This window comes from Nocardia sp. NPDC004278 (genome assembly GCF_053602975.1).
In genome coordinates this window covers 289,741-308,322 of record NZ_JBSGEQ010000005.1, presented here as the reverse complement: position 1 = coordinate 308,322, position 18,582 = coordinate 289,741, and the positions used below count along the sequence as shown (strand labels likewise).

At 65.9% G+C, this 18,582-nt stretch carries 17 protein-coding genes, 1 pseudogene and 1 riboswitch; of the genes and pseudogenes, 5 read left to right on the top strand and 13 right to left on the bottom strand.

Annotation, left to right across the window (positions count from 1 at the left end; genetic code table 11):
• Nucleotides 1–843: 843 nt before the first annotated feature.
• Complete coding sequence (gene fmt, locus ACWEO2_RS10610; protein WP_452405059.1) at nucleotides 844–1,767, bottom strand: methionyl-tRNA formyltransferase; 924 nt, start codon at nucleotides 1,765–1,767, stop codon at nucleotides 844–846.
• The gene (gene def, locus ACWEO2_RS10605; protein ID WP_354960182.1) at nucleotides 1,767–2,330 is read right to left on the bottom strand and encodes a peptide deformylase; all 564 of its coding nucleotides are present in this window, start codon (nucleotides 2,328–2,330) and stop codon (nucleotides 1,767–1,769) included. The genes fmt and def overlap by 1 nt, the downstream gene beginning before the upstream one ends.
• A gap of 697 nt (nucleotides 2,331–3,027) precedes the next feature.
• Between def and ACWEO2_RS10600 the strand changes: the two genes are divergently transcribed.
• Complete coding sequence (locus ACWEO2_RS10600) at nucleotides 3,028–3,738, top strand: COG4705 family protein (RefSeq protein WP_452405058.1); 711 nt, start codon at nucleotides 3,028–3,030, stop codon at nucleotides 3,736–3,738.
• A gap of 149 nt (nucleotides 3,739–3,887) precedes the next feature.
• Here ACWEO2_RS10600 and ACWEO2_RS10595 read toward each other — a convergent pair whose 3' ends face one another.
• From ACWEO2_RS10595 to ACWEO2_RS10585, 3 genes are all read right to left on the bottom strand, one after another.
• The gene (locus ACWEO2_RS10595) at nucleotides 3,888–4,310 is read right to left on the bottom strand and encodes a subtilase-type protease inhibitor (protein ID WP_452405057.1); all 423 of its coding nucleotides are present in this window, start codon (nucleotides 4,308–4,310) and stop codon (nucleotides 3,888–3,890) included.
• Nucleotides 4,311–4,495: 185 nt separating this feature from the next.
• On the bottom strand, nucleotides 4,496–4,666 hold the full coding sequence (locus tag ACWEO2_RS10590; protein ID WP_452405056.1) for a hypothetical protein: 171 nt from the start codon (nucleotides 4,664–4,666) through the stop codon (nucleotides 4,496–4,498).
• Between the two features lie 22 nt (nucleotides 4,667–4,688).
• On the bottom strand, nucleotides 4,689–5,135 hold the full coding sequence (locus ACWEO2_RS10585; protein WP_355178083.1) for a 6,7-dimethyl-8-ribityllumazine synthase: 447 nt from the start codon (nucleotides 5,133–5,135) through the stop codon (nucleotides 4,689–4,691).
• A gap of 78 nt (nucleotides 5,136–5,213) precedes the next feature.
• A riboswitch (FMN riboswitch) is annotated at nucleotides 5,214–5,381 on the bottom strand.
• Between the two features lie 173 nt (nucleotides 5,382–5,554).
• Here ACWEO2_RS10585 and ACWEO2_RS10580 point away from each other — a divergent pair.
• Nucleotides 5,555–6,735, top strand: a pseudogene (locus ACWEO2_RS10580) (PucR family transcriptional regulator).
• Nucleotides 6,736–7,232: 497 nt separating this feature from the next.
• Here ACWEO2_RS10580 and ACWEO2_RS10575 read toward each other — a convergent pair.
• Entirely contained in the window at nucleotides 7,233–7,781 is a 549-nt protein-coding gene (locus tag ACWEO2_RS10575; RefSeq protein WP_452405055.1) for a TetR/AcrR family transcriptional regulator, read from the bottom strand.
• Nucleotides 7,782–7,947: 166 nt separating this feature from the next.
• Between ACWEO2_RS10575 and ACWEO2_RS10570 the strand changes: the two genes are divergently transcribed.
• The gene (locus ACWEO2_RS10570) at nucleotides 7,948–9,342 is read left to right on the top strand and encodes an ATP-binding protein (protein WP_452405054.1); all 1,395 of its coding nucleotides are present in this window, start codon (nucleotides 7,948–7,950) and stop codon (nucleotides 9,340–9,342) included.
• A gap of 31 nt (nucleotides 9,343–9,373) precedes the next feature.
• Entirely contained in the window at nucleotides 9,374–11,326 is a 1,953-nt protein-coding gene (locus ACWEO2_RS10565) for a vWA domain-containing protein (protein ID WP_452405053.1), read from the top strand.
• Between the two features lie 7 nt (nucleotides 11,327–11,333).
• Here ACWEO2_RS10565 and ACWEO2_RS10560 read toward each other — a convergent pair whose 3' ends face one another.
• The 5 genes from ACWEO2_RS10560 to ACWEO2_RS10540 form a co-directional block, all read right to left on the bottom strand.
• The gene (locus tag ACWEO2_RS10560; protein ID WP_452405052.1) at nucleotides 11,334–12,323 is read right to left on the bottom strand and encodes an NAD(P)-dependent alcohol dehydrogenase; all 990 of its coding nucleotides are present in this window, start codon (nucleotides 12,321–12,323) and stop codon (nucleotides 11,334–11,336) included.
• Nucleotides 12,324–12,455: 132 nt separating this feature from the next.
• On the bottom strand, nucleotides 12,456–13,145 hold the full coding sequence (locus ACWEO2_RS10555; protein WP_452405051.1) for a TetR/AcrR family transcriptional regulator C-terminal domain-containing protein: 690 nt from the start codon (nucleotides 13,143–13,145) through the stop codon (nucleotides 12,456–12,458).
• 110 nt (nucleotides 13,146–13,255) lie between these two features.
• On the bottom strand, nucleotides 13,256–14,305 hold the full coding sequence (locus tag ACWEO2_RS10550; protein ID WP_452405050.1) for an esterase/lipase family protein: 1,050 nt from the start codon (nucleotides 14,303–14,305) through the stop codon (nucleotides 13,256–13,258).
• Between the two features lie 62 nt (nucleotides 14,306–14,367).
• Nucleotides 14,368–15,024, bottom strand: coding sequence for a PadR family transcriptional regulator (locus ACWEO2_RS10545; protein WP_354960846.1), 657 nt, complete (start codon nucleotides 15,022–15,024; stop codon nucleotides 14,368–14,370).
• Between the two features lie 285 nt (nucleotides 15,025–15,309).
• Nucleotides 15,310–15,900 (bottom strand): TetR/AcrR family transcriptional regulator, encoded by a 591-nt coding sequence (locus tag ACWEO2_RS10540; protein ID WP_452405049.1) that lies wholly within the window; start codon nucleotides 15,898–15,900, stop codon nucleotides 15,310–15,312.
• 74 nt (nucleotides 15,901–15,974) lie between these two features.
• On the opposite strand from ACWEO2_RS10540, the gene ACWEO2_RS10535 reads away from it, so the two are divergent.
• On the top strand, nucleotides 15,975–16,820 hold the full coding sequence (locus ACWEO2_RS10535) for an SDR family oxidoreductase (RefSeq protein WP_452405048.1): 846 nt from the start codon (nucleotides 15,975–15,977) through the stop codon (nucleotides 16,818–16,820).
• Nucleotides 16,821–16,917: 97 nt separating this feature from the next.
• On the opposite strand, the gene ACWEO2_RS10530 is transcribed toward ACWEO2_RS10535, so the two are convergent.
• Complete coding sequence (locus ACWEO2_RS10530) at nucleotides 16,918–17,613, bottom strand: YqeB family protein (protein ID WP_452405047.1); 696 nt, start codon at nucleotides 17,611–17,613, stop codon at nucleotides 16,918–16,920.
• Nucleotides 17,610–18,215: a TetR/AcrR family transcriptional regulator gene (locus ACWEO2_RS10525; RefSeq protein WP_452405046.1), complete on the bottom strand. Its 606-nt coding sequence runs from the start codon at nucleotides 18,213–18,215 to the stop codon at nucleotides 17,610–17,612. The genes ACWEO2_RS10530 and ACWEO2_RS10525 overlap by 4 nt, the downstream gene beginning before the upstream one ends.
• Between the last annotated feature and the right edge of the window lie 367 nt (nucleotides 18,216–18,582).

Sequence of the window (18,582 nt, the reverse complement as noted above, 5' to 3'; positions counted from 1 at the left end):
GGCCTTTCGATGTGTCACGCCGAGCCGAGCCACCCGCAGCCGACCCGTCGCGCCCGCCCGAAGCGGCACTATCCGCGCGATTCGACCGGCGTTCATCGCCGCTCGCGGCCCGCTTGCCCGACCGTCCCTCGTGCCGTCTCGACGAATCGGACTTCGCCGCATCCGAACGGTTTCCCCGCCGCTGTTCGCCGGATTCTGCACCGCCGCCGCCCTGCGAACGGGCGCTCCGGTTCGCCGAACTCCCGCGCCGCTCACCGGCCGATGCCGCCCCCTTGTTGTCCCGACCTTTGTGCCAGCCCGACGATGCGGCTGAACGACTCTCACTTCGCGCACCGCCCGCGGCCCCGGTGTCCTTCGCACCGCGATCCCGCCAGCCCGATGCTCCCTCGGAACGTGCAGTCCCCGAGCGATCTTCGCGTCGGCCACCCTCGGACTGCCTCGTCCGTGCAGTGTCGTCCCGGTCCGAGAACCGCCGCACTGCATCGCCGCCGCGCCCGGCCGGATTCCCTTGCCCGGCATTCGCGCGACTACCGCCGCGATCGCCGCGTGCGGCGTCGCCCTGCCAGTCGCCGCGGGCCGACCCCTTGCTTTGCGCCGCCCCCTTGCGCTGCGAACCGCCCCCCGAGGACTTACGTTGTTCGGTCATATTCGGCCGCTCTACTCGGGCCCGTGGCGCATTGCCGCGGAACTGGTCGGATTCGGAGTGCGAATTCTTCTGCTGTGCACCACTTTTCGCTGATGTCGCACGGGCGAGCCAGCCCGAGTCGACGGATTTCCTGCTGGATTTGCGACTGCGCGGATCGGCGGCCGCACTGCGACCGTTGGGGCGGCGCTCGGGCGTCATCACTCGACCACCGCGCCGGGCTGCAGGCGAGCGCCGCGGGCCCAGTCCAGGGCGGCCATCATGCGCTTACCTTGCGGCTGTACCTGATCGAGGCGAACCGCGGTGGTCGCGGTGCCGACGAAGACCCCGGACTTGCGGACCTCGATGGTCCGTTCCGGCAATACCTCCTCGACCATCGAGACGGGGCCGAGTTTGAGGCGGGTGCCGTTGATCTCGGTCCAGGCACCTGGTGCCGGGGTGACCGCGCGGATGCGACGGTTGATTGCCAGTGCGGGCTGGTCCCAGCGAATGTGTCCGGCCTCGACCGGCACCTTGGGCGCGTAGGAAACGCCGTCGTGGGACTGCGCGACCGCGTGCAGTGTACCGTCTTCCACGCCGTCGAGCGTCTTCTCCAAGAGCATCGCCCCGGTGTCGGCGAGCCGGTCGAGCAATGCGCCCGCGGTATCGGTCACCGCGATCTTCTCGGTGACCACACCGAAGACCGGCCCGGTGTCCAGGCCTGCCTCGATCTGAAAGGTGGACGCGCCGGTGATCTCGTCACCCGCGTCGATCGCCGCCTGTACCGGCGCGGCGCCGCGCCAGGCGGGCAGCAGCGAGAAGTGCAGGTTGATCCAGCCGAAGCGGGGAATGTCGAGCACCGGCTGCGGCAGCAGCGCACCGTAGGCGACCACCGGACAGCAGTCGGGCGCCAATGCGGTGAGCTGTTCGATGAATTCGGGTTCGGCGGGACGCCGGGGCGTCAGAACCGGAATGCCGTGCTCATCGGCGAGGCGCCCGACCGGCGAGCGCTGCACCTTCCGCCCACGTCCGGCGATCGCGTCGGGCCGGGTCAGCACGGCGACCACCTCGTGCCGCTCCGAATCGATGAAACGCTGCAGCGACGGCACCGCAGGTTCCGGCGTGCCCGCGAAGACAATGCGCATCAGCGGCCCCGTCCGAACGGTCCGGCCTGGCTCGAACCCAGCGCGCGCGAACTGCGCACGGTGATACCCGCACTGAACCAATCGGATTCGCGAATGGTGCGCATCGCCTCCTTGCGTTGCGCGGGATCGAGCCGATCAATGAACAGCACACCGTCCAAATGATCGGTTTCGTGCTGAACGCAGCGGGCCAGCAGCCCCCCGGCCGCGAATTCGACCGGTTGACCGTCTACGTCGACGCCCGTGGCTCGCAGCCGCAGCGCGCGGCGCGTGTCGTAGCGCACTCCCGGAATGGACAGGCAGCCCTCGGGCCCGACCTGCTCCTCCGCGCCGACCACCTCGTAGGTCGGATTGATCAGATGCCCCATGGCGTCCTCGGTGTCGTAGACGAAAACCCGCAAACCGACGCCGATCTGCGGCGCCGCCATCCCGACTCCGCCGTCATCGTGCATGGTGTCGGTCAGATCGGTGACCAACTGCCGCAGCTCACGATCGAATTCGGTGACCTCCGCCGCACGCGAACGCAGAATGGGATCGCCGAAGAGGCGAACGGGCTGAATGGTCACGGCGGCGACTCCCGAAAACGAGGAACACGGTCGATTCATTCTAGAGAGCGACCCCGTTCACACGGATCTCCCCGACCGAAGGCGGAAAAGCTGGTAAAACTCCAGTGCGGTCCGGGCGGGGTGTCGATCCCCCCGCCCGGCCGCCTGGAAAGACCTCGTGGACGACCTCTGGTTGCCCTGTCTCTGCAGCTCACCTACCGATTCGCGATACGTCATCGCACGACCAAAAGTAGCGGCGTACTGGTGACACCGTCAGCACCGCAGGCCAGAGCCGTCTTTGCTTTGGCAACGCCATGGTCACACAGGTATTGAAGGCGTCACCACCTGACCGGCCTCGCCGTCCGACTCGCTTTGGCGATCGCGTCTGTCGTCGGCAGGGCCGTCGTCAAGGGAGAGCCGACCGTCGGTCCCCGTCGACAATGGCCGGATGCATGCCCAAATCGACTCGCTGGCAACCGATTCGGAACATCCGCGACTCGCCCGGTGCCCTCTGCTGTCCGCTGCGGAACGCAGCCTACTCGCAGACCGATCTGCTGTCCCGCAGCCGGTTTGTTCACAGCGTTTTCTCAGCGGCCGGTGAGCATAGTGTCGGCGTGACAAACCGTGCGGCACTTACCGATTCGTCCCCGCTATCACTACTCGCCAAAGTTCCCCGGATCACTGCCTGTTCTGGGTGATCAAGGTTCTCTCCACCGGTATGGGAGAAACTTTCTCCGACTTCCTCGTCATGCATCTGCCACCGCTACTGGCGGTGGGCGGTGGGCTTGTGGCCTTCGTAGTCAGTTTGGTCGCTCAATTCCGCACGTCTCGCTACCACGTCTGGATCTACTGGACCGCTGTGGTCATGGTGGCCATCTTCGGCACCATGGTCGCCGATATCGTCGACTTCGTGGTCGGGATTCCGCTGGGGATCTCAACCGTGATGTTCCTACTGCTGCTCACGGGCGTCCTAGCGCTCTGGTACCGCGCCGAGAGGACGCTGGATGTGCACACCATCAACACCCGTCGGCGCGAAGGTTTCTACTGGACTACGGTCATGGTCACCTTCGCCCTCGGCACCATCGCCGGTGACTTCACCGCCGCGACGCTACACCTGGGTTTCCTGCTCTCGTCGGTGCTTTTCGCGGTCGCGATCACAGTGCCGGCGCTGGCATGGCGCTGGGCCAGGCTCAATGCAGTGCTCGCCTTCTGGGGCGCCTATGTGGTCACCCGGCCCCTGGGTGCATCGCTGACCGACTGGCTCGCTTCCGACCACAACGACGGGCTGAACCTGGGCACCGGCTGGATCACCCTGGCCTCGGCCGTTCCCATGATCGTGCTCATAGCCGTGCTGGCGCGACGCGTCGCCACGGTCCCCGAGATCATCACCGCCGGACCGAGGACACCGGAAGCAGCGCTGGAAAGCTGACCATCCTCTCGGAGGATTCCTTCACCCGGAGCCGACCATGGACGAGCTGCTCAGCAGCGAGCGCGATCCACGTGTGCTGAGCAGGGCTTCCACACGCCTGGTCCTGGACGCTGGTCCGGCTATGCGGCTCAACCGGCTGCTACGTTCATTCAGAACGCGAACACGTACCTGTTGGTGTTCTGTTCCATGCACCGGTTCGGGAAGGTGCGGCGGTAAGACATCGAAACGCCGTTCCAAATACCTTCAGCGGCAACGGTTATCGGCTTATAGATGAACTGACAGAACCGCATCGGCTCACCCCGAAGCTGACCGAAGTCCCCGCCCGCCGCCCAGAGTTCCTCGCATGCCCGAGTCGTCTGCGGATGAGTGCCCAGAGCTAGCGGGGAACAGATCAACAGTACGGTCCGCTGATCAGTGGCGGCGTCCAGCGACTCGCCGTCACCCACGGTCAACGTCAGCACCGACGGCGCTACCCCGGTGTCCGCCCGCGCGGGCGACGGAGCCGCCGACACCACGCCGAGGGCTGCCACAGCCCCGATGCCCGCACCCATCACCCGAAGACCAAGGGACATAGCGTGATACCTCCACACTCGTTGGCTCTCGCCATACGATCGCCCAGGATGTGCCCGGCCGTGTAGGGGGCAAGGTGATCGAACCGCGAAATACTATTGGGCAGCAAAGTATTCACCGGGAGTCAGCGGGCGGCCACGGATCGCCACTACAGTTGCTTGCGGCCGCGTAGGACGAGGAAGGCCATTCATGCGGCGCCGAGAACACCGAGCAGAGCCACCACGATACCGATATCCGACAGCAGCAGGTCCATGTTCTCCTTTTGGGAGATCACCACCCCTTCGTCGAAAAGCGCACACGCGTCACGGGTCAACACCACACCCCACACCATGCCCGCATGGGAAGCCGCCTCCGGCACATGCGGGCACGGTGCCCTGTTTCTACGCGCGGATGGTGTCCAGGGCCAGCGTGGCTGCGATGGCATTCGCCAACTCCGCACCCTTGACCTCGAAATGCCGTGCGAAGTAAGCGCGATGCTCACCGTGCTCGTGGAAATGGTGCGGGGTCAGGACCGCAGAGAACACCGGCACATCGGTGTCCAGCTGCACCTGCATGAGCGCGTCCACGACGGTCGAGGCCACGAAATCGTGCCGGTAGATGCCGCCGTCGACCACCAGTGCACATCCGGCGACGGCGGTGTAGTCGCCACTGTTCGCCAATCGCTTGACGCACAAAGGGATTTCGAACGCCCCGGGCACCTCTATCACATCGACCTCGGGGTAACCGCAGTCGTTGAGACCGGACCTACAGGCTTCCACACACCTGTCGACAATGTCGGAGTGCCAGCGGGCGGCAACAATCGCGATGCGATTCTGATTGGGTGACATGATCCTCCTGTTCGCGATGTCACCCAGGGCAAAGACGACGCGAAACAAGCTCCTCCGCGCACTGCGTAGGAGCTGGTGCCGCGTTCTCTTTCATCCGGACTGTGACCGTCGGCTCCGGGATCACACCGGAATCTGCTGACCCACCGCATCTTGGGAACACCGTGGCGCTCGCGGGCTCGTGCGCTCCGGATCGATCCGGATGCCATTACCGCCGGTGGGGAATTCCACCCCGCCCTGAGAACGTGTACGAGCCGCACTGTAACACGTCACAGGAGCGGCTTACCCCCTCAGCGCTGGCCGAGCATCCAGCTACTGAGGAGGAGACGGTCGAGCGGGTGGCGAGCGGTCATGCGGAGGCTTGTTCGACCGCTGGTACTTTCCAGCTTCGATCGAGAAGCGACGGCGGATTCTCACGTGAGTTGATCAGCCGATGCGCCCGGACCGGCCTGAACGCCTGGCCCGAGTGGGTCACCGAAATGGACGACGCGACGCTGTCGGCGGTGAACATGCAAGCGATCGCCGACGACCCTGAGCTACGTGCCGGAGTGAATCGGCTCAACCGCGCCAACCTGCTGCATTGGGTGACGGCGAACATCCGCGATCCGGGGCTGCTGGTACCGCCCAACCTCGATCCCGAGCCCCTGCGTATCGCCCGAGACCTGGTGCGGCGCGGACTCGACGCCTCGACACTGGACGCTTACCGAGTCGGCCAGAACATCGCATGGCGCCGGTGGATGGCCGCCGCTTTCGAAGCGACCTCCGATCACCAGGAGTTGTGCGAAATGCTCGAGGTATCCGCCCGGTCGGTGTTCGGGTTCCTCGACACGACGATCGCAGCCATCTGGGCCCAGATGCGGCTCGAGCGCGAAGAATTGACCCGCGGCAATCACGCCGAGCGACGCGAGGCCGTCCTGGATGAGGCCCCGATCACGCGTCAGCGCGCCGAAACCCGCCTGGGCTACAACCTCGACCAGAACCACACTGCGGCCGTCGTCTGGAATCCCGACCCCACCGCTGATCCGGGGGACCTGGAACGCGCCGCCGAAGCCCTCGCAGGCGCGGCCGGAGCCGCACGCCCACTGACCGTGATCGCCAGCGCCGCGACACTGTGGGTCTGGATTCCCGGCCCGCACGCCCCCGACTCGAGCCAATTGCAGGCAGCGATGGACGCCATCCCGATGGTCCGCATCGCCATCGGTCCTACCGCACAGGAGTCGACGGCTTCCGACGCAGCCACCTGGACGCGCTGACCACCCAGCGCATGGTGGCGCGCCTGCACTCCGCACAACGCGTGGCCAGCTTCGAGGCGGTTCAAATGGTCTCGCTGCTCACCCGGGACGCCGACCAAGCCGACCAATTCATCCGAAACACCCTGGGAAACCTTGCATCAGCCGACCCGAACCTGCAGGCGAGCGTGCTGGTTTTCATCCAGGAACGGTGCAACGCCGCACGCGCCGCGGCACGCCTGTACACCCACCGCAACACGCTCTTGCGTCGACTCACCCGCGCCCAAGAGCTCCTACCGCGACCACTGGACGACAACGTCGTACCTATTGCGGTGGCGCTGGAAATGCTGAACTGGCGCGGGGCCAGTGTCTGACCCGACGCCCGGACTCGGATGAATCAATGTCGCGAGGGTCGTGGACCGGTCAAAGCTTCCGTCGGTCCGTCCTGAGCGCGCTGACGATGTCGATCACCCCGACCACTACGAGAACGGCGCCGAGTGGCCCACCTCGGAACCAGACGAATTCGGTGTCCCGCGCGAAGAGCCACAATGCTGCCCCGGCGACGACGAGCAATACCCCTAAGCCGGCCCCAAGTCGTATCTGCATGCTGCAATCCTGCCGCCCGCGTCGGATGCCATTCATCGGCCATAAGGCGGGTGCGTGCGTCATCATTTCGTATGACGAGCCCGGTGACCCGTCATGCTGTGATGGAGATGGTGACTCTGTTTCCACCGCTGCGCCGCGGCCGATGGACAGAGCGGTATCTGGGCCCCGCCATCAGCAAACGAGCGGATCGACTCCGGATCGGTCACGTCGACGACTCGGTGGTAACCGGCGGAGAGCTCCATCGCAGCTCGGCTAAGACAAGCCGTCAGACCTTGGCGCGCGAATAGACCAGCCGAATGAACTCCTCCAGCAGGGCGGCGAAGTTGTCACGGTGCCCGGCCGCCGCGAGCTGCTGGAACCCGACCAGCATCGCCATGCCGAGCGAAGTGATGACCCGGGCGTTCTCCTCATCGCCGGTGACGCCGTAGACGGCCTTCTGCACGGTCTTGCGCCGGGCATCGTCGACGCGACGCTGCGCGGCGCGCACGGATTCGTCGTTCGCGCCCCAAGCTCGGATGGCCGCCTCGGCCCCGTGCTGCAGCCCCAAGGTCAGCTCGCGCAGCTTCTCGATATCGGAATCCGGTGTGCCGGAACCGAATTCCATCTCCTTCAGGATCACCACCTGCCGGTTCTCCCAGAACTCGAGCAGCGCGTCGACATAGCCCTGCCAACTGCCGAAATGGTGATAGAACGAACCACTGGTGACGCCCAACCCGTTGACGAGAACGCGGATGTTGAGCCCCTTGAAACCGGACTGCGCAAGGATCCCGAGCCCGTACTCGAAGTACTGCTCCTTGTTCACCACACGTGACATGCCGTCACCGTACCGTAGCTCATCGTACTGTCGGCTTCAGTCGTAATGAAGGGGTTCGACTCGCGAACGATCCGGCGCCGACGACGCTTGTCAAGGTTATTTCTGGCGTGTTTCCATGCGATGCTGCCCGTCGACCGCATCGCCGAACCGACGTAGCGTCGAAGGGGTGATTGTTCCAGAGCACCTGCCGACAACCGTTGGCGAACTGCGCGCTGATGGCCATCTGCCGCGCAGCGTGAAGACCGAGATGCGCGAGAACCTGCTGTCCCGTTTGGGTTCCGGCGACGATCCCTGGCCGGGCATCGTCGGCTTCGATCGGACCGTCCTGCCGCAGTTGGAACGCGCGCTGCTGGCTGGCCACGATGTCGTACTGCTCGGTGAGCGCGGTCAGGGCAAAACCCGGCTGCTGCGCACCATGGTCGGCCTCCTCGACGAGTGGACACCCATCATGGTCGGCACCGAATTGGGCGAGCACCCGCTCGAACCGATCAGTCCGGCGGGCCGCCGACTGGCCGAGGAGTTGGGCGACGACCTGCCGGTCACCTGGCGGCACCGCTCGCAGCGCTATGCGGAGAAGCTGGCTACGCCGGATACCTCGGTCGGTGACCTGATCGGCGACGTCGACCCGGTCAAAGTCGCCGAGGGTCGCAGCCTCGGCGACCCCGAGACCATCCACTTCGGACTCGTGCCGCGTGCGCACCGCGGCATTGTCGCGATCAACGAACTGCCCGATCTCGCCGAACGCATCCAGGTCGCGCTGCTGAATGTGATGGAGGAACGCGATATCCAGGTCCGCGGCTATACCCTGCGCCTGCCACTCGACGTACTGCTGGTCGCAACGGCCAACCCCGAGGACTACACCAACCGCGGCCGGATCATCACACCGCTGAAGGACCGGTTCGGCGCGGAGATCCGCACCCACTACCCGCTCAGCGTCGCGGCCGAGGTGGCGCTGGTCCAGCAGGAGGCCGAACTGGTGGCCGAGGTGGGCGATCCGCTGATCGAAGTACTCGCCCGATTCGTCCGGCACCTGCGTGAATCGTCCGCGATCGACCAGCGCTCCGGCGTGTCCGCGCGATTCGCGGTCGCCGCCGCCGAAACGGTGGCCGCCGCGGCATTGCGCCGATCGGCGCTCACCGGCGAGCGCCCCGCCGTCGCGCGACCCGTCGACCTCGAATCCGTGCCCGCGGTATTGCGCGGCAAGCTGGAGTTCGAGTCCGGTGAAGAAGGCCGTGAGCAGGAGCATCTGACCCATCTGCTGCGGCGCGCATTCGCCGAGACGGCGAGTGCACTGCTGGGCGGACTGAACCTGCGCCCCTTGGCGGAGGCGGTCGGCGACGGCCATCTGGTCACCACCGGCGAGCGCGTGCCCGGCCAGGATGTCCTTTCGGCGCTGCCGGAGCTGCCCGTCCTGCACGAGGTGGCGCATCGGCTCGGCGTCGGCGCCACCGAACCGCCGACCCGGATCGCATCGGCGGTCGAATTCGCCCTGGAAGCGCTGTATTTGGCCCGGCAGGTAGCCAAGGACTCCGACGACGGCGTCGCGGTGTACGGCTCATGACCGCCGAAGTATCTCGTCCGGGTACGCCGTCATGACGATCCCTGACCGCTACGCCTACGGCCCCTATCACGACGGACCCGATCCACTGGCACCTCCGCTCGATCTACGAGAGGCGCTGGACCAGATCGGACGCGACGTGATGGAGGGCAGCTCGCCCCGCACGGCACTGGAGGAGCTGCTGCGACGCGGTATGCGCGAAACGCGGGGACTCGATGAGCTCACCCGGCGGGTGTGGCAGCGCCGCGCGGAGATTGCTCGACGACACCGGCTCGACGGCACCCTGCAACAAGTCCGTGAACTGCTGGAGCAGGCCCTGAAAGCCGAGCGCCGCGAACTGTTTCCGGATCCCTCTGACGACGCCAGATTCGCCGAAGCACAGCTGGACGCATTGCCGCCGAGCACTGCGGCCGCCGTCAACGAGCTGGCCGAGTACCAGTGGCGATCCGAAACCGGCAGGGAGAACTACCAGAAGATCCGCGACCTGCTCGGTCAGGAACTGCTCGAATCCCGGTTCCAGGGCATGAAACAGGCCTTGGCGAATACCACCCCCGAGGATGTCGAACGCGTCGGACGAATGCTGTCCGACCTGAACAACCTGCTCGCGGCGCATGCGCGGGGCGAGAACACCGAACAGCAGTTCGCCGAATTCATGGCCGAACACGGCGAATTCTTCCCGGAGAATCCGCGCGATACCGACGAGCTGATCGACGCGCTCGCCGCCAGGTCCGCCGCCGCACAACGCATGTTGAACTCGATGTCCGCCGAGCAGCAGGCCGAACTGGCCGAGCTGACCGGCCAGGCATTCGGCGACCCGCGCATTGCCCAACAGGTCGCCGCCCTGGACGCCACCCTGCGCGCACTGCGGCCGGGCGAGGACTGGGACTCCGCCCAGCGGTTCCGCGGCGACGACCCCCTGGGCCTGGGCGCGGGCGCGCAAGCCCTGCAGGATCTCGCCGAACTGGACGCACTGGCCGAACAGCTCGGCCAGTCGTACCCAGGTGCCAGACTCGAGGACATCGATCTCGACGCCCTGGCCCGTCAACTCGGCGACGACGCCAGCGTGGATGCCGCGCGACTGGCCGAACTCGAGCGCGAACTACGCGCACAGGGCATATTCGAACGGGCATCGGACGGCTCACTTCGGTTGACGCCCAAGGCCTTACGACGGCTCGGCGAGACCGCGCTGCGCGCCGTCATCGGCCAGCTGCGGTCCCGTCGCGGCGAGCGGGATACGACCTTGGCCGGTGCGGCTGGCGAGCCGACGGGCGCCACCCGGCCATGGCGGTTCGGCGACACCGAACCGTGGGACGTGCCGAGGACCGTACGCAATGCGGTGCTGCGGTCGATGTCGGTGGGCCGTCGCAGTGTCACGCTGGACGTATCCGATGTCGAGATCATGGAAACCGAGCAGCGCTCGCGGGCGGTCGTTGCGCTCTGCGTCGACACATCGTGGTCGATGGTGCAGGAGGGCAGGTGGTTGCCGATGAAGCGCACCGCCCTCGCGGTACATCAGTTGATCAGCACCCGTTTCCGCTCCGACGCGCTGAGCCTGATCACCTTCGGCCGACACGCCACGACCGTCGATATCGGCGAACTAACAGCGCTGGAAGGCGTTTGGGAACAGGGAACCAATCTGCACCACGCGCTATTGCTCGCCGGACGGCACCTGCGCCGACATCCGGACGCCGTGCCCGTCGTACTCGTGGTGACCGATGGCGAGCCAACGGCGCACCTGGAACCCGACGGTACGGCGTACTTCAACTGGCCGCCGGAACGGCGCACCCTCGCCGCGACAATGGCCCAGGTCGATGCCCTGGCCAAGCTGGGCGCGTCGGTCACCGTATTCATGCTCGGCGAAGACCCCAGCCTGGCCGCATTCGTCGACCTGGTGGCCCGTCGCAGCGGTGGTCGGGTGGTGGCGCCGGATCTGGACGGTCTCGGCGCCGCCGTGGTCAGTGACTATCTGCGTGGCAGGCGCGGCTGAACTCGCGCTAGTCGGTGACCACGACCACCTTTCCCGTGGCGTGGCCCTCCTCCTGGTACCGCACGGCCGCCGGGATGTCGGCGAAGGGATAGGTCCGATCGATGACCGGGGTGAGCTTTCCGTCCTCGATGAATTCGGTAAGCGCCATAAGGTTTTCCCGGTTCCGAGTACATCGGGTCACCTCCGCCATCGCGATTCGCTGTGAGACGAACGGCGCCACCGCCAACGCCGCGAACATCCGGCCAGCGGGTTGTAGCCATCGACCCGCTGGCCCGCCGACGGCGACGTAGGTGCCCTTGGGTGTCAACACACGGCGGCATGCCGACACCGAGCGACTTCCCGCAATATCCACCAACAACTCGAAACGCTGCCCGTCGCGCGTGAAATCCGCTGCGGTGTAGTCGATTACCGCATCCGCGCCGAGTCCGCGGACCAGCTCCGTATTCCTCGCGCCACAGACACCCGTGACCACCGCGCCGAACGCGTGCGCAAGCTGTACCGCGAATGTGCCGACCCCACCCGACGCGCCGTTGACCAGCACGCGCTGCCCGGGTTGGATTCGTCCCTCATCACGCAGCGCCACCAGTGCGGTATTGGCCGCCAGCGGTACCGCGGCCGCCTGCTCGAATGACAGGGTCTTCGGCTTCGGCGCCAATTCGCTTTCCCGGACACACACGTACTCGGCGAAGCCACCCCCTTTGATCATCGCGAATACCGCATCGCCGGGCCGGAATCCCGTCACCGCCTTGCCGACCCCTTCGACCACCCCCGCCAGATCGGCGCCCAGGATGGCAATCGACGGTTTGCGCAACCCGACACCGCCCCCCATCAGCCGCGCGATATATGGCTCACCGCGCATGAAATGCCAGTCATACGGCTGAACCGAGGTGGCACGCACCCGGACCAAAACCTCGTCGTCGGCCGGTACCGGCCGGTCGATGTCCATGAGAGTCAGCTGCTCCGGTGGACCGAATGCGCGAAGGACATAGGCCTTCATCGTGTTCTCCTCAGATCTCGGCACCGAGCCGCCTACCGCGCTCATGAGCCTTACGTCGTAAGGTACCCTTACGACGTAAGGCTGGTCAATGGCAGCCGGGACCACACCGACTCCGACCAAAGTCGCTGCGGGTCAGGCGCTCTCGCGCAGACGGTCGAGACCGTCGAGGATCAGATCGAGCGCGAACTCGAATTCGAACTGGTCATCACACCAACCCAAGGTCGAGTCCGGATCATCGTGGGCGACCTCCCGCAGCATCCCGACCAGATTCGGGAGCGCCTCGGACATTGCGTCGAGCGCGGCCATGGCTTCGGCATCGACCGGTCCGTCGCCGGGATCGAATAACTCCTGGGCGAAGCCCAATGCCCGACTGCCCAGCACATGCATTGCGTGATGGGTCTGGTCGTAGGAGAAACCGCCTTCGCGCATCAGCCCCAGCAGGCCGTCGTAGTAGCGCAGGACCGCCTGGCTCGTATTGGTCCGCGTCTGGAATACCGCGGGTGCCCACGGATGCCGCAGCAGCACCTCGCGGGCCGCCAGAATCCGCTGCCGCACAGCCTGCTTCCAGGCGTCCCCCGCAGCGGGCACACCGATGCCGGCCACCACCTCGTTGATCTCCCCCACGATGACGTCGACGACACCATCCAACACATCTTCTTTATTGGCCACGTGGTGATAGAGCGACATCGCCTCGACACCGAGCAATTCCGCCAGCCGACGCATCGTCAGCGATTCGATACCACCCTCATCGGCCACGCCGATCGCCGTGGAAAGTACGCGCATCCGGCTCAATGGGATTCGAGGCTCAACTTCGGTGGCCACCTACGCAAACCCCTTCCTCCGGACTCCGACTACAGCGTAAGTCCAGCCCGCCGAGGACAGCAGAACCGGGCGGAGTGTCCAAACCTCCGCCCGGTCGCGAGCCTCGACGATCAGGAATGTCCGGCGATGATGACCTCGGGAATGCCGGTACCGAGCGGCACCGCGCGGCACGTCGGTGTCGGCGCGTGCGCGGGATCCAGCGTCTGCAACAGCAGTTCCTGGACGAACGGGTCGTAGACCATGTGGAAGTGACCGGTCTGGTCGACCGCGCACACATCCTGCAGCGCGATGTTCTCAACGCTCGGGCCGTGCAGCGCGATATTGCTGAACGGCTGGATCATCTCGTCGACCCGGCTGCCGATGGTCACATAATGCGGGCCGGGCACGGTGTCACCGCCCGCATTGAGTTCGACCATTACCGGCGACCCCTGCGCCTGCTGCACCGCCGCGAGCGAGGTGACCATCGAGAACGCCTGCAGCGCACCCGGAATCGCCTCCGCAACCGGCACCAGTCCGTACATCACGCCGCCGTAGCTCGGGGACGCCAGACCGATCCACTGACCGGTCTTCGGCGCTCCGCCGAGCTTGTTCACGTAGTAGCGAGTCACATTGGCGCCCTGGGAAAATCCGACGATATCGACCTGCGTGGCGCCGGTGGCGGCCAGCACCTGATCGACGAACGCACCGACCTGATAGGCGCTCAACACGATGTCCTCGGTGCCATAGGTGTCCTTACCGGGAGCACCGCCGTAGTTGAGGGCGAAGACACAGAAGCCGAGCGCCGAAATCTGCGGACCGATGGCCGACCAGTCGGAGTAGGCCGTGGAATCGGTGCCGTGTGCCAGGATGACCGGACGGGGATGTTCCGCGGTCGGCTTACAGTCGAAGTTGTTGGCGCCGACCGGGACCGCGTTCTTGTGCGTCTTCAGATAGGTCGCGGCGGCCAGATGATCCGACTGGGCCGGACCGGGTTGGGTCGGGATATCCGGCGGACGGAATCCCACGATCGGCGCACTCACCGGCGCGGTATCGACCGGTTCGGCGCTGGCGATCGGCGCCGTGCCGGAGCCGAAAACCACGGCTCCGGCGACGATACCGGCACAGACCACACGCCGGAACTGTGAACTACCCCAACCCCACGAACCAAACGGCTGTTCCATATCACAATGATGTACCCGATCGACTCGAAAAGTGCACGCCCGGGCGGTGTTTCACATTGCCCTCACTTTTCGGGGGCGTCATCCTCGGCGAGAATGCGGTATAGCGCTTTGCGTGCCTCGGTCAGCACCTCCGCGGCCCGGGTCGCCTGCTGCGGAGTACCCGCCGCCGCGACCTGAGCGGCCGCACCCATCAGCTGTCCAATGAGCGCCCGCAGATCCATCGCCTGAGTGCCGACGTCTTCCTTGACATCCGCCCAGGGATCGCCGAGCTCGTCACGATTCTCGGTGACGTAGGTCTCGCCCGCGTCGGTGAGCTTCGCGGTCTTGCGACCGGCGACCTTCTCGATGAGCACCAGACCCTCGTCCTCGAGCTGTGCGAGCGCGGGGTAGATGGATCCCGGACTCGGGCGCCAGACATCGTCGCTGCGCTCCCTGATCTGCTGGATCAGTTCATAGCCGTGCATCGGGCGCTCGGTGAGCAGCAACAGCACCGCCGCACGCACGTCACCGCGCCTGCCCCGGCCGCCGCGACCGCGTCCACGTCCGAAACCCGGACCGAAGCCGGGGCCGAACCCCGGACCGAAGCCCGGACCGAAATCGGGACCGAAACCGTGCCGCCCGCCGCGGCGATGCTGCCGACGACCCGCGTCACCCTCGTCGCGGCCCGGCTTCCGCCAGCGGCCACGACCTCTGAATTCTCCGTATTCGATGTTTTCCATGTCAGCCTCCTTGGGCTCTTGTGTGTATCTCACGTTATCGACGATATATCGACAATGCATCGCACGCAAGAGCGATGGGTGACACGAACCGACCAGTCGCCCCCAAATGCGAACGGGCCGCACATCGGTCGATGTGCGGCCCGCGTATGCGACTTACCACCCGAGCTGGGCGTACCAGGCAGGTCGGCCGGGTCGACGATCCAGCGGCCGAGGGCGGGCGGCCCGTCCCCTGGGGCAACCGGCGGGCTGACCACTGTTCGCGCGCCGAAAGTTTTCATGCGCACCCTATGGCGCAAGCGAATCAATCCAGCGCTCCAACCGACGACCTTCGGTCACCATGAGCTCGGGATCACGGAACGTATTGGTGAGCAATGAGATCCCCTGGTAGGCCGCGAACAGCGCAACGGCGAGTTCGTCCGCATCCGCCCGCCCCATCGCCGTGAACTGCTGCTCGATCCAGTCGAGCAAGGTGCGAATACTCGCCGCGGACGCTCGCTCCAGCCCGTCGTCACGTTTACCCAGTTCCGAGGCCAAAGTGCCAGTAGGGCAGCCGAATTGCACGGCCAGGTCGCGCCGGTCGACCCAACCGCGCACCAGCGCCCGCAACCGCTCCTGCGGCGCGTCGTACTGTTCGAGCGCGGCGATCAACTCCTGCAGGGTCTGCGCATGCGCGCCGAGTGCGGCCTCTACCAGCTGATCCTTTGTCTTGAAGTAGTAATAGACATTGCCGACCGGCACCTCGGCGACCCGCGCGATATCGGCGATCGTCGTCTTCTCGACACCCTGCTCATGGAACACCTGAGCGGCCGCGACGGCGAGGCGTTCCCGCTTGCCTGCCTTGGGTGTCATGCGCCGGCCTTCGACTGAGTTAGTCATACAACTAACTATAGACAAGCCGACCGCTCATCGGCTACGTTCGTTTTAGTCAGCCAACTAACTCAGGAGTCGAAGTGATCGTAGTGACCGGAGCGACCGGCAATATCGGACGCACCCTCGTGCAGCAGCTCATCGCCGCGGGCGAGCAGGTGACGGCCGTATCCCGCGGCAATCAGGACATCGCACTGCCGGCCGGCGTCCAGCATCGGCGAGCCGACCTCGCCGATCCCGAAAGCCTCTCCCCCGCAGCGGAAAACGCCGACGCCCTCTTCCTGCTCCTCACCGGACCGCAGCTGGTGACCGGACCCGATCCGGAGCGATTCGTCGAGGTCGCCGCGGCGGGCGGGGTCAAGAAGCTGGTTTTGCTGTCGTCCCAGGCGACCGGCACCCGGCCCGGACTCGCCTCACACGCGCGACTGCATGCGTTCGAGTCGGCCCTGCGGCAGTCCGACCTGAACTGGACGATTCTGCGGCCCACCGGATTCTTCTCCAATACCTACGCGTGGATCGAGTCGATCCGGACCGAAGGGGTGATCGCCGCACCGTTCGCGGATGTGGCGTTGCCCGCGATCGACCCCGCCGATATCGCCGAGGTCGCGGCGAATGTGCTTCGTACAGAGGGACATTCGGGCACGACCTATGAACTGACCGGGCCCGCCGCGATCAGTCCACGCGAGCAAGCGGACATCGTTGCGGCGGCCCTGGATACTTCGTTGCGGTTCGTCGAGTTGACTCGCGAGCAGGCCAGGGCGGGAATGCTGCGGTTCATGCCCGGCGATGTCGCCGATGGCACGCTGGACATTATCGGCACGCCGACACCCGCCGAGCAGCAGGTCAGTTCGGATGTGGAGCAGGTCATCGGGCGACCGGCGGCCTCGTATGCCGAATGGGTCCAGCGCAATCGCGCGCTTTTCGCCTGATCGCATCGGCGTCGACCGCGATCTCCGCGGTCGACGCTCCCGCCAGGCGGTCGGGGGGCCAACACCACGTGGTGCCGTCCCCCGATCGCCAATCGGATCAGTTCGAGCGGCTGACGATCCGAATCTGCTGCTCGCCCTTACGATCTCGGACGTCGGCTCCGAGCGCCACCAGCTTTTCGTCCAGTTCCTCCACGACGAGCGGCTTCTTATCGGCCACCGCGCGCCGCCTGGCGCGCATCAGCGCATCGATGACCTGCCCGGTTTCGGGTCGCCCGTCGGTCCAACGCAGGAATTCCCCGCTGAAGGGATCGTTCTCGTCGACCCACGGAAATCCGTGCTGACGGAAGGCGGTCTCGATATCGCGGGCACTCAGGTCAGTGGCGCGGAATCGGGCCAGCCGCAGGCGGTTTCGGTCGGTGAGGACCAAGTCGGCGTCCTCACGGAACACCGCCGCGATGCCAGCGCGGGCAACGTGCTGCTCACGTCCGTTCTGGGCGAGCTCGACATGGTCGTCGGCGACCGTGAGCGCCAAGCTCTCTTTGCGCGCGGTGTCGAACAGGGCGAGCCCGGCGATCAGACCGATGACGGTGGTGGCAGGAACCAGCCAGACGCGCGGCACCGTCATGGCGATGCGCAGCGGGCCGGGAATCGCGTGCACGGTATCCACCAGCCACTGCCCCACGGACGGTATGGCGAAACCGATACCGCAGCCGAGCGCTAGGCCACCGATAGCGAACAGCCAGAGCCAGACGGTGGAGAAGCACAGGGCGGTGGGTGCGGACGTAGTGGTCATCGGTCCTCCGATCCGATTGGGCGCAATAGGCGAGAGACGGTGGCGTGCACCAGCGGTCGCGGATCGTGCGGACGATCCGGATCGGCATTGAGGAAGGCCGCGTCGATGATCGACAGAATCCAGCGCGCGGTCTCTGCGGGCTCGAACCCCGGATCGATGCAGCCCTGTTCGATGCCGCGCTCGAGCAGGGTGGTGAGCGCGGCCGCACTGAGGCGCGCATCCTCCATGACCACCGCGGCGAGTTCCTGGTCATGTTCGATCCGCCGCAGCAGTTCCACCATCAGCCCCGGCGCGACCGGATCGAGTACCTCACCGGCGAGCGCGTCGACGAAGTCGAGTACCGCGTCCAGCGAATCGCTCCGGTCGATATGTCGCGATACGAGTTCGGTGTGCTCGGGAATCGACAGCTCGAAGATCGATCGGAAGACCGCGGCCTTATCCGGGAAGTAATAGAACACGCTGCCCGAAGTGAGCCCCGCCGCCCGCGCGATCTGCGCCGCCGTAGTCCGCTCGTACCCCTGCGTGGCGAACAGCTCAGCGGCAACATGCGTTATGACGGAACGCCTTTCGGCAACACGCTGCGGATCGACGGTGCGGGCCATGCGTCGAGCCTATCATTAACTGATCAGCCAGTTAAAGAAATTCCGACAAAGACGCCACCCGACGTAGGCCCAAGGCAGCACCGCCGCACACGATGTCGCCGCCGCACACAAGTTCTGCCTTCGCGCGGCACCAAGCTGGACATGCGCGAGCACGAACACTGGCGCGCGGCGGACGGCCGAGACCGGCTATCCGGCGCTCGTGGTGGTGGGTGCGGCGGGCCGGTCGCTCGGCATGTGAAGGCGGCCGCTCGGCGGAGGTCCTACGACAGCTCTCGCAACGGTTCAGCTGCGACGCACAAGCTGCACTATGCGTGGCAACCACTGGATATGCGCTAGCGCAACCGATCGCCGATACCGGCAGTACCCC

Bases quoted from the DNA above. Each gene is read 5' to 3' on its own strand.
- fmt (WP_452405059.1), bottom strand. From the start codon at position 1,767: ATGCGCATTGTCTTCGCGGGCACGCCGGAACCTGCGGTGCCGTCGCTG.
- ACWEO2_RS10600 (WP_452405058.1), top strand. From the start codon at position 3,028: ATGGGAGAAACTTTCTCCGACTTCCTCGTCATGCATCTGCCACCGCTA.
- ACWEO2_RS10595 (WP_452405057.1), bottom strand. From the start codon at position 4,310: ATGTCCCTTGGTCTTCGGGTGATGGGTGCGGGCATCGGGGCTGTGGCA.
- ACWEO2_RS10585 (WP_355178083.1), bottom strand. From the start codon at position 5,135: ATGTCACCCAATCAGAATCGCATCGCGATTGTTGCCGCCCGCTGGCAC.
- ACWEO2_RS10575 (WP_452405055.1), bottom strand. From the start codon at position 7,781: ATGTCACGTGTGGTGAACAAGGAGCAGTACTTCGAGTACGGGCTCGGG.
- ACWEO2_RS10565 (WP_452405053.1), top strand. From the start codon at position 9,374: ATGACGATCCCTGACCGCTACGCCTACGGCCCCTATCACGACGGACCC.
- ACWEO2_RS10560 (WP_452405052.1), bottom strand. From the start codon at position 12,323: ATGAAGGCCTATGTCCTTCGCGCATTCGGTCCACCGGAGCAGCTGACT.
- ACWEO2_RS10550 (WP_452405050.1), bottom strand. From the start codon at position 14,305: ATGGAACAGCCGTTTGGTTCGTGGGGTTGGGGTAGTTCACAGTTCCGG.
- ACWEO2_RS10545 (WP_354960846.1), bottom strand. From the start codon at position 15,024: ATGGAAAACATCGAATACGGAGAATTCAGAGGTCGTGGCCGCTGGCGG.
- ACWEO2_RS10540 (WP_452405049.1), bottom strand. From the start codon at position 15,900: ATGACTAACTCAGTCGAAGGCCGGCGCATGACACCCAAGGCAGGCAAG.
- ACWEO2_RS10530 (WP_452405047.1), bottom strand. From the start codon at position 17,613: ATGACCACTACGTCCGCACCCACCGCCCTGTGCTTCTCCACCGTCTGG.
- ACWEO2_RS10525 (WP_452405046.1), bottom strand. From the start codon at position 18,215: ATGGCCCGCACCGTCGATCCGCAGCGTGTTGCCGAAAGGCGTTCCGTC.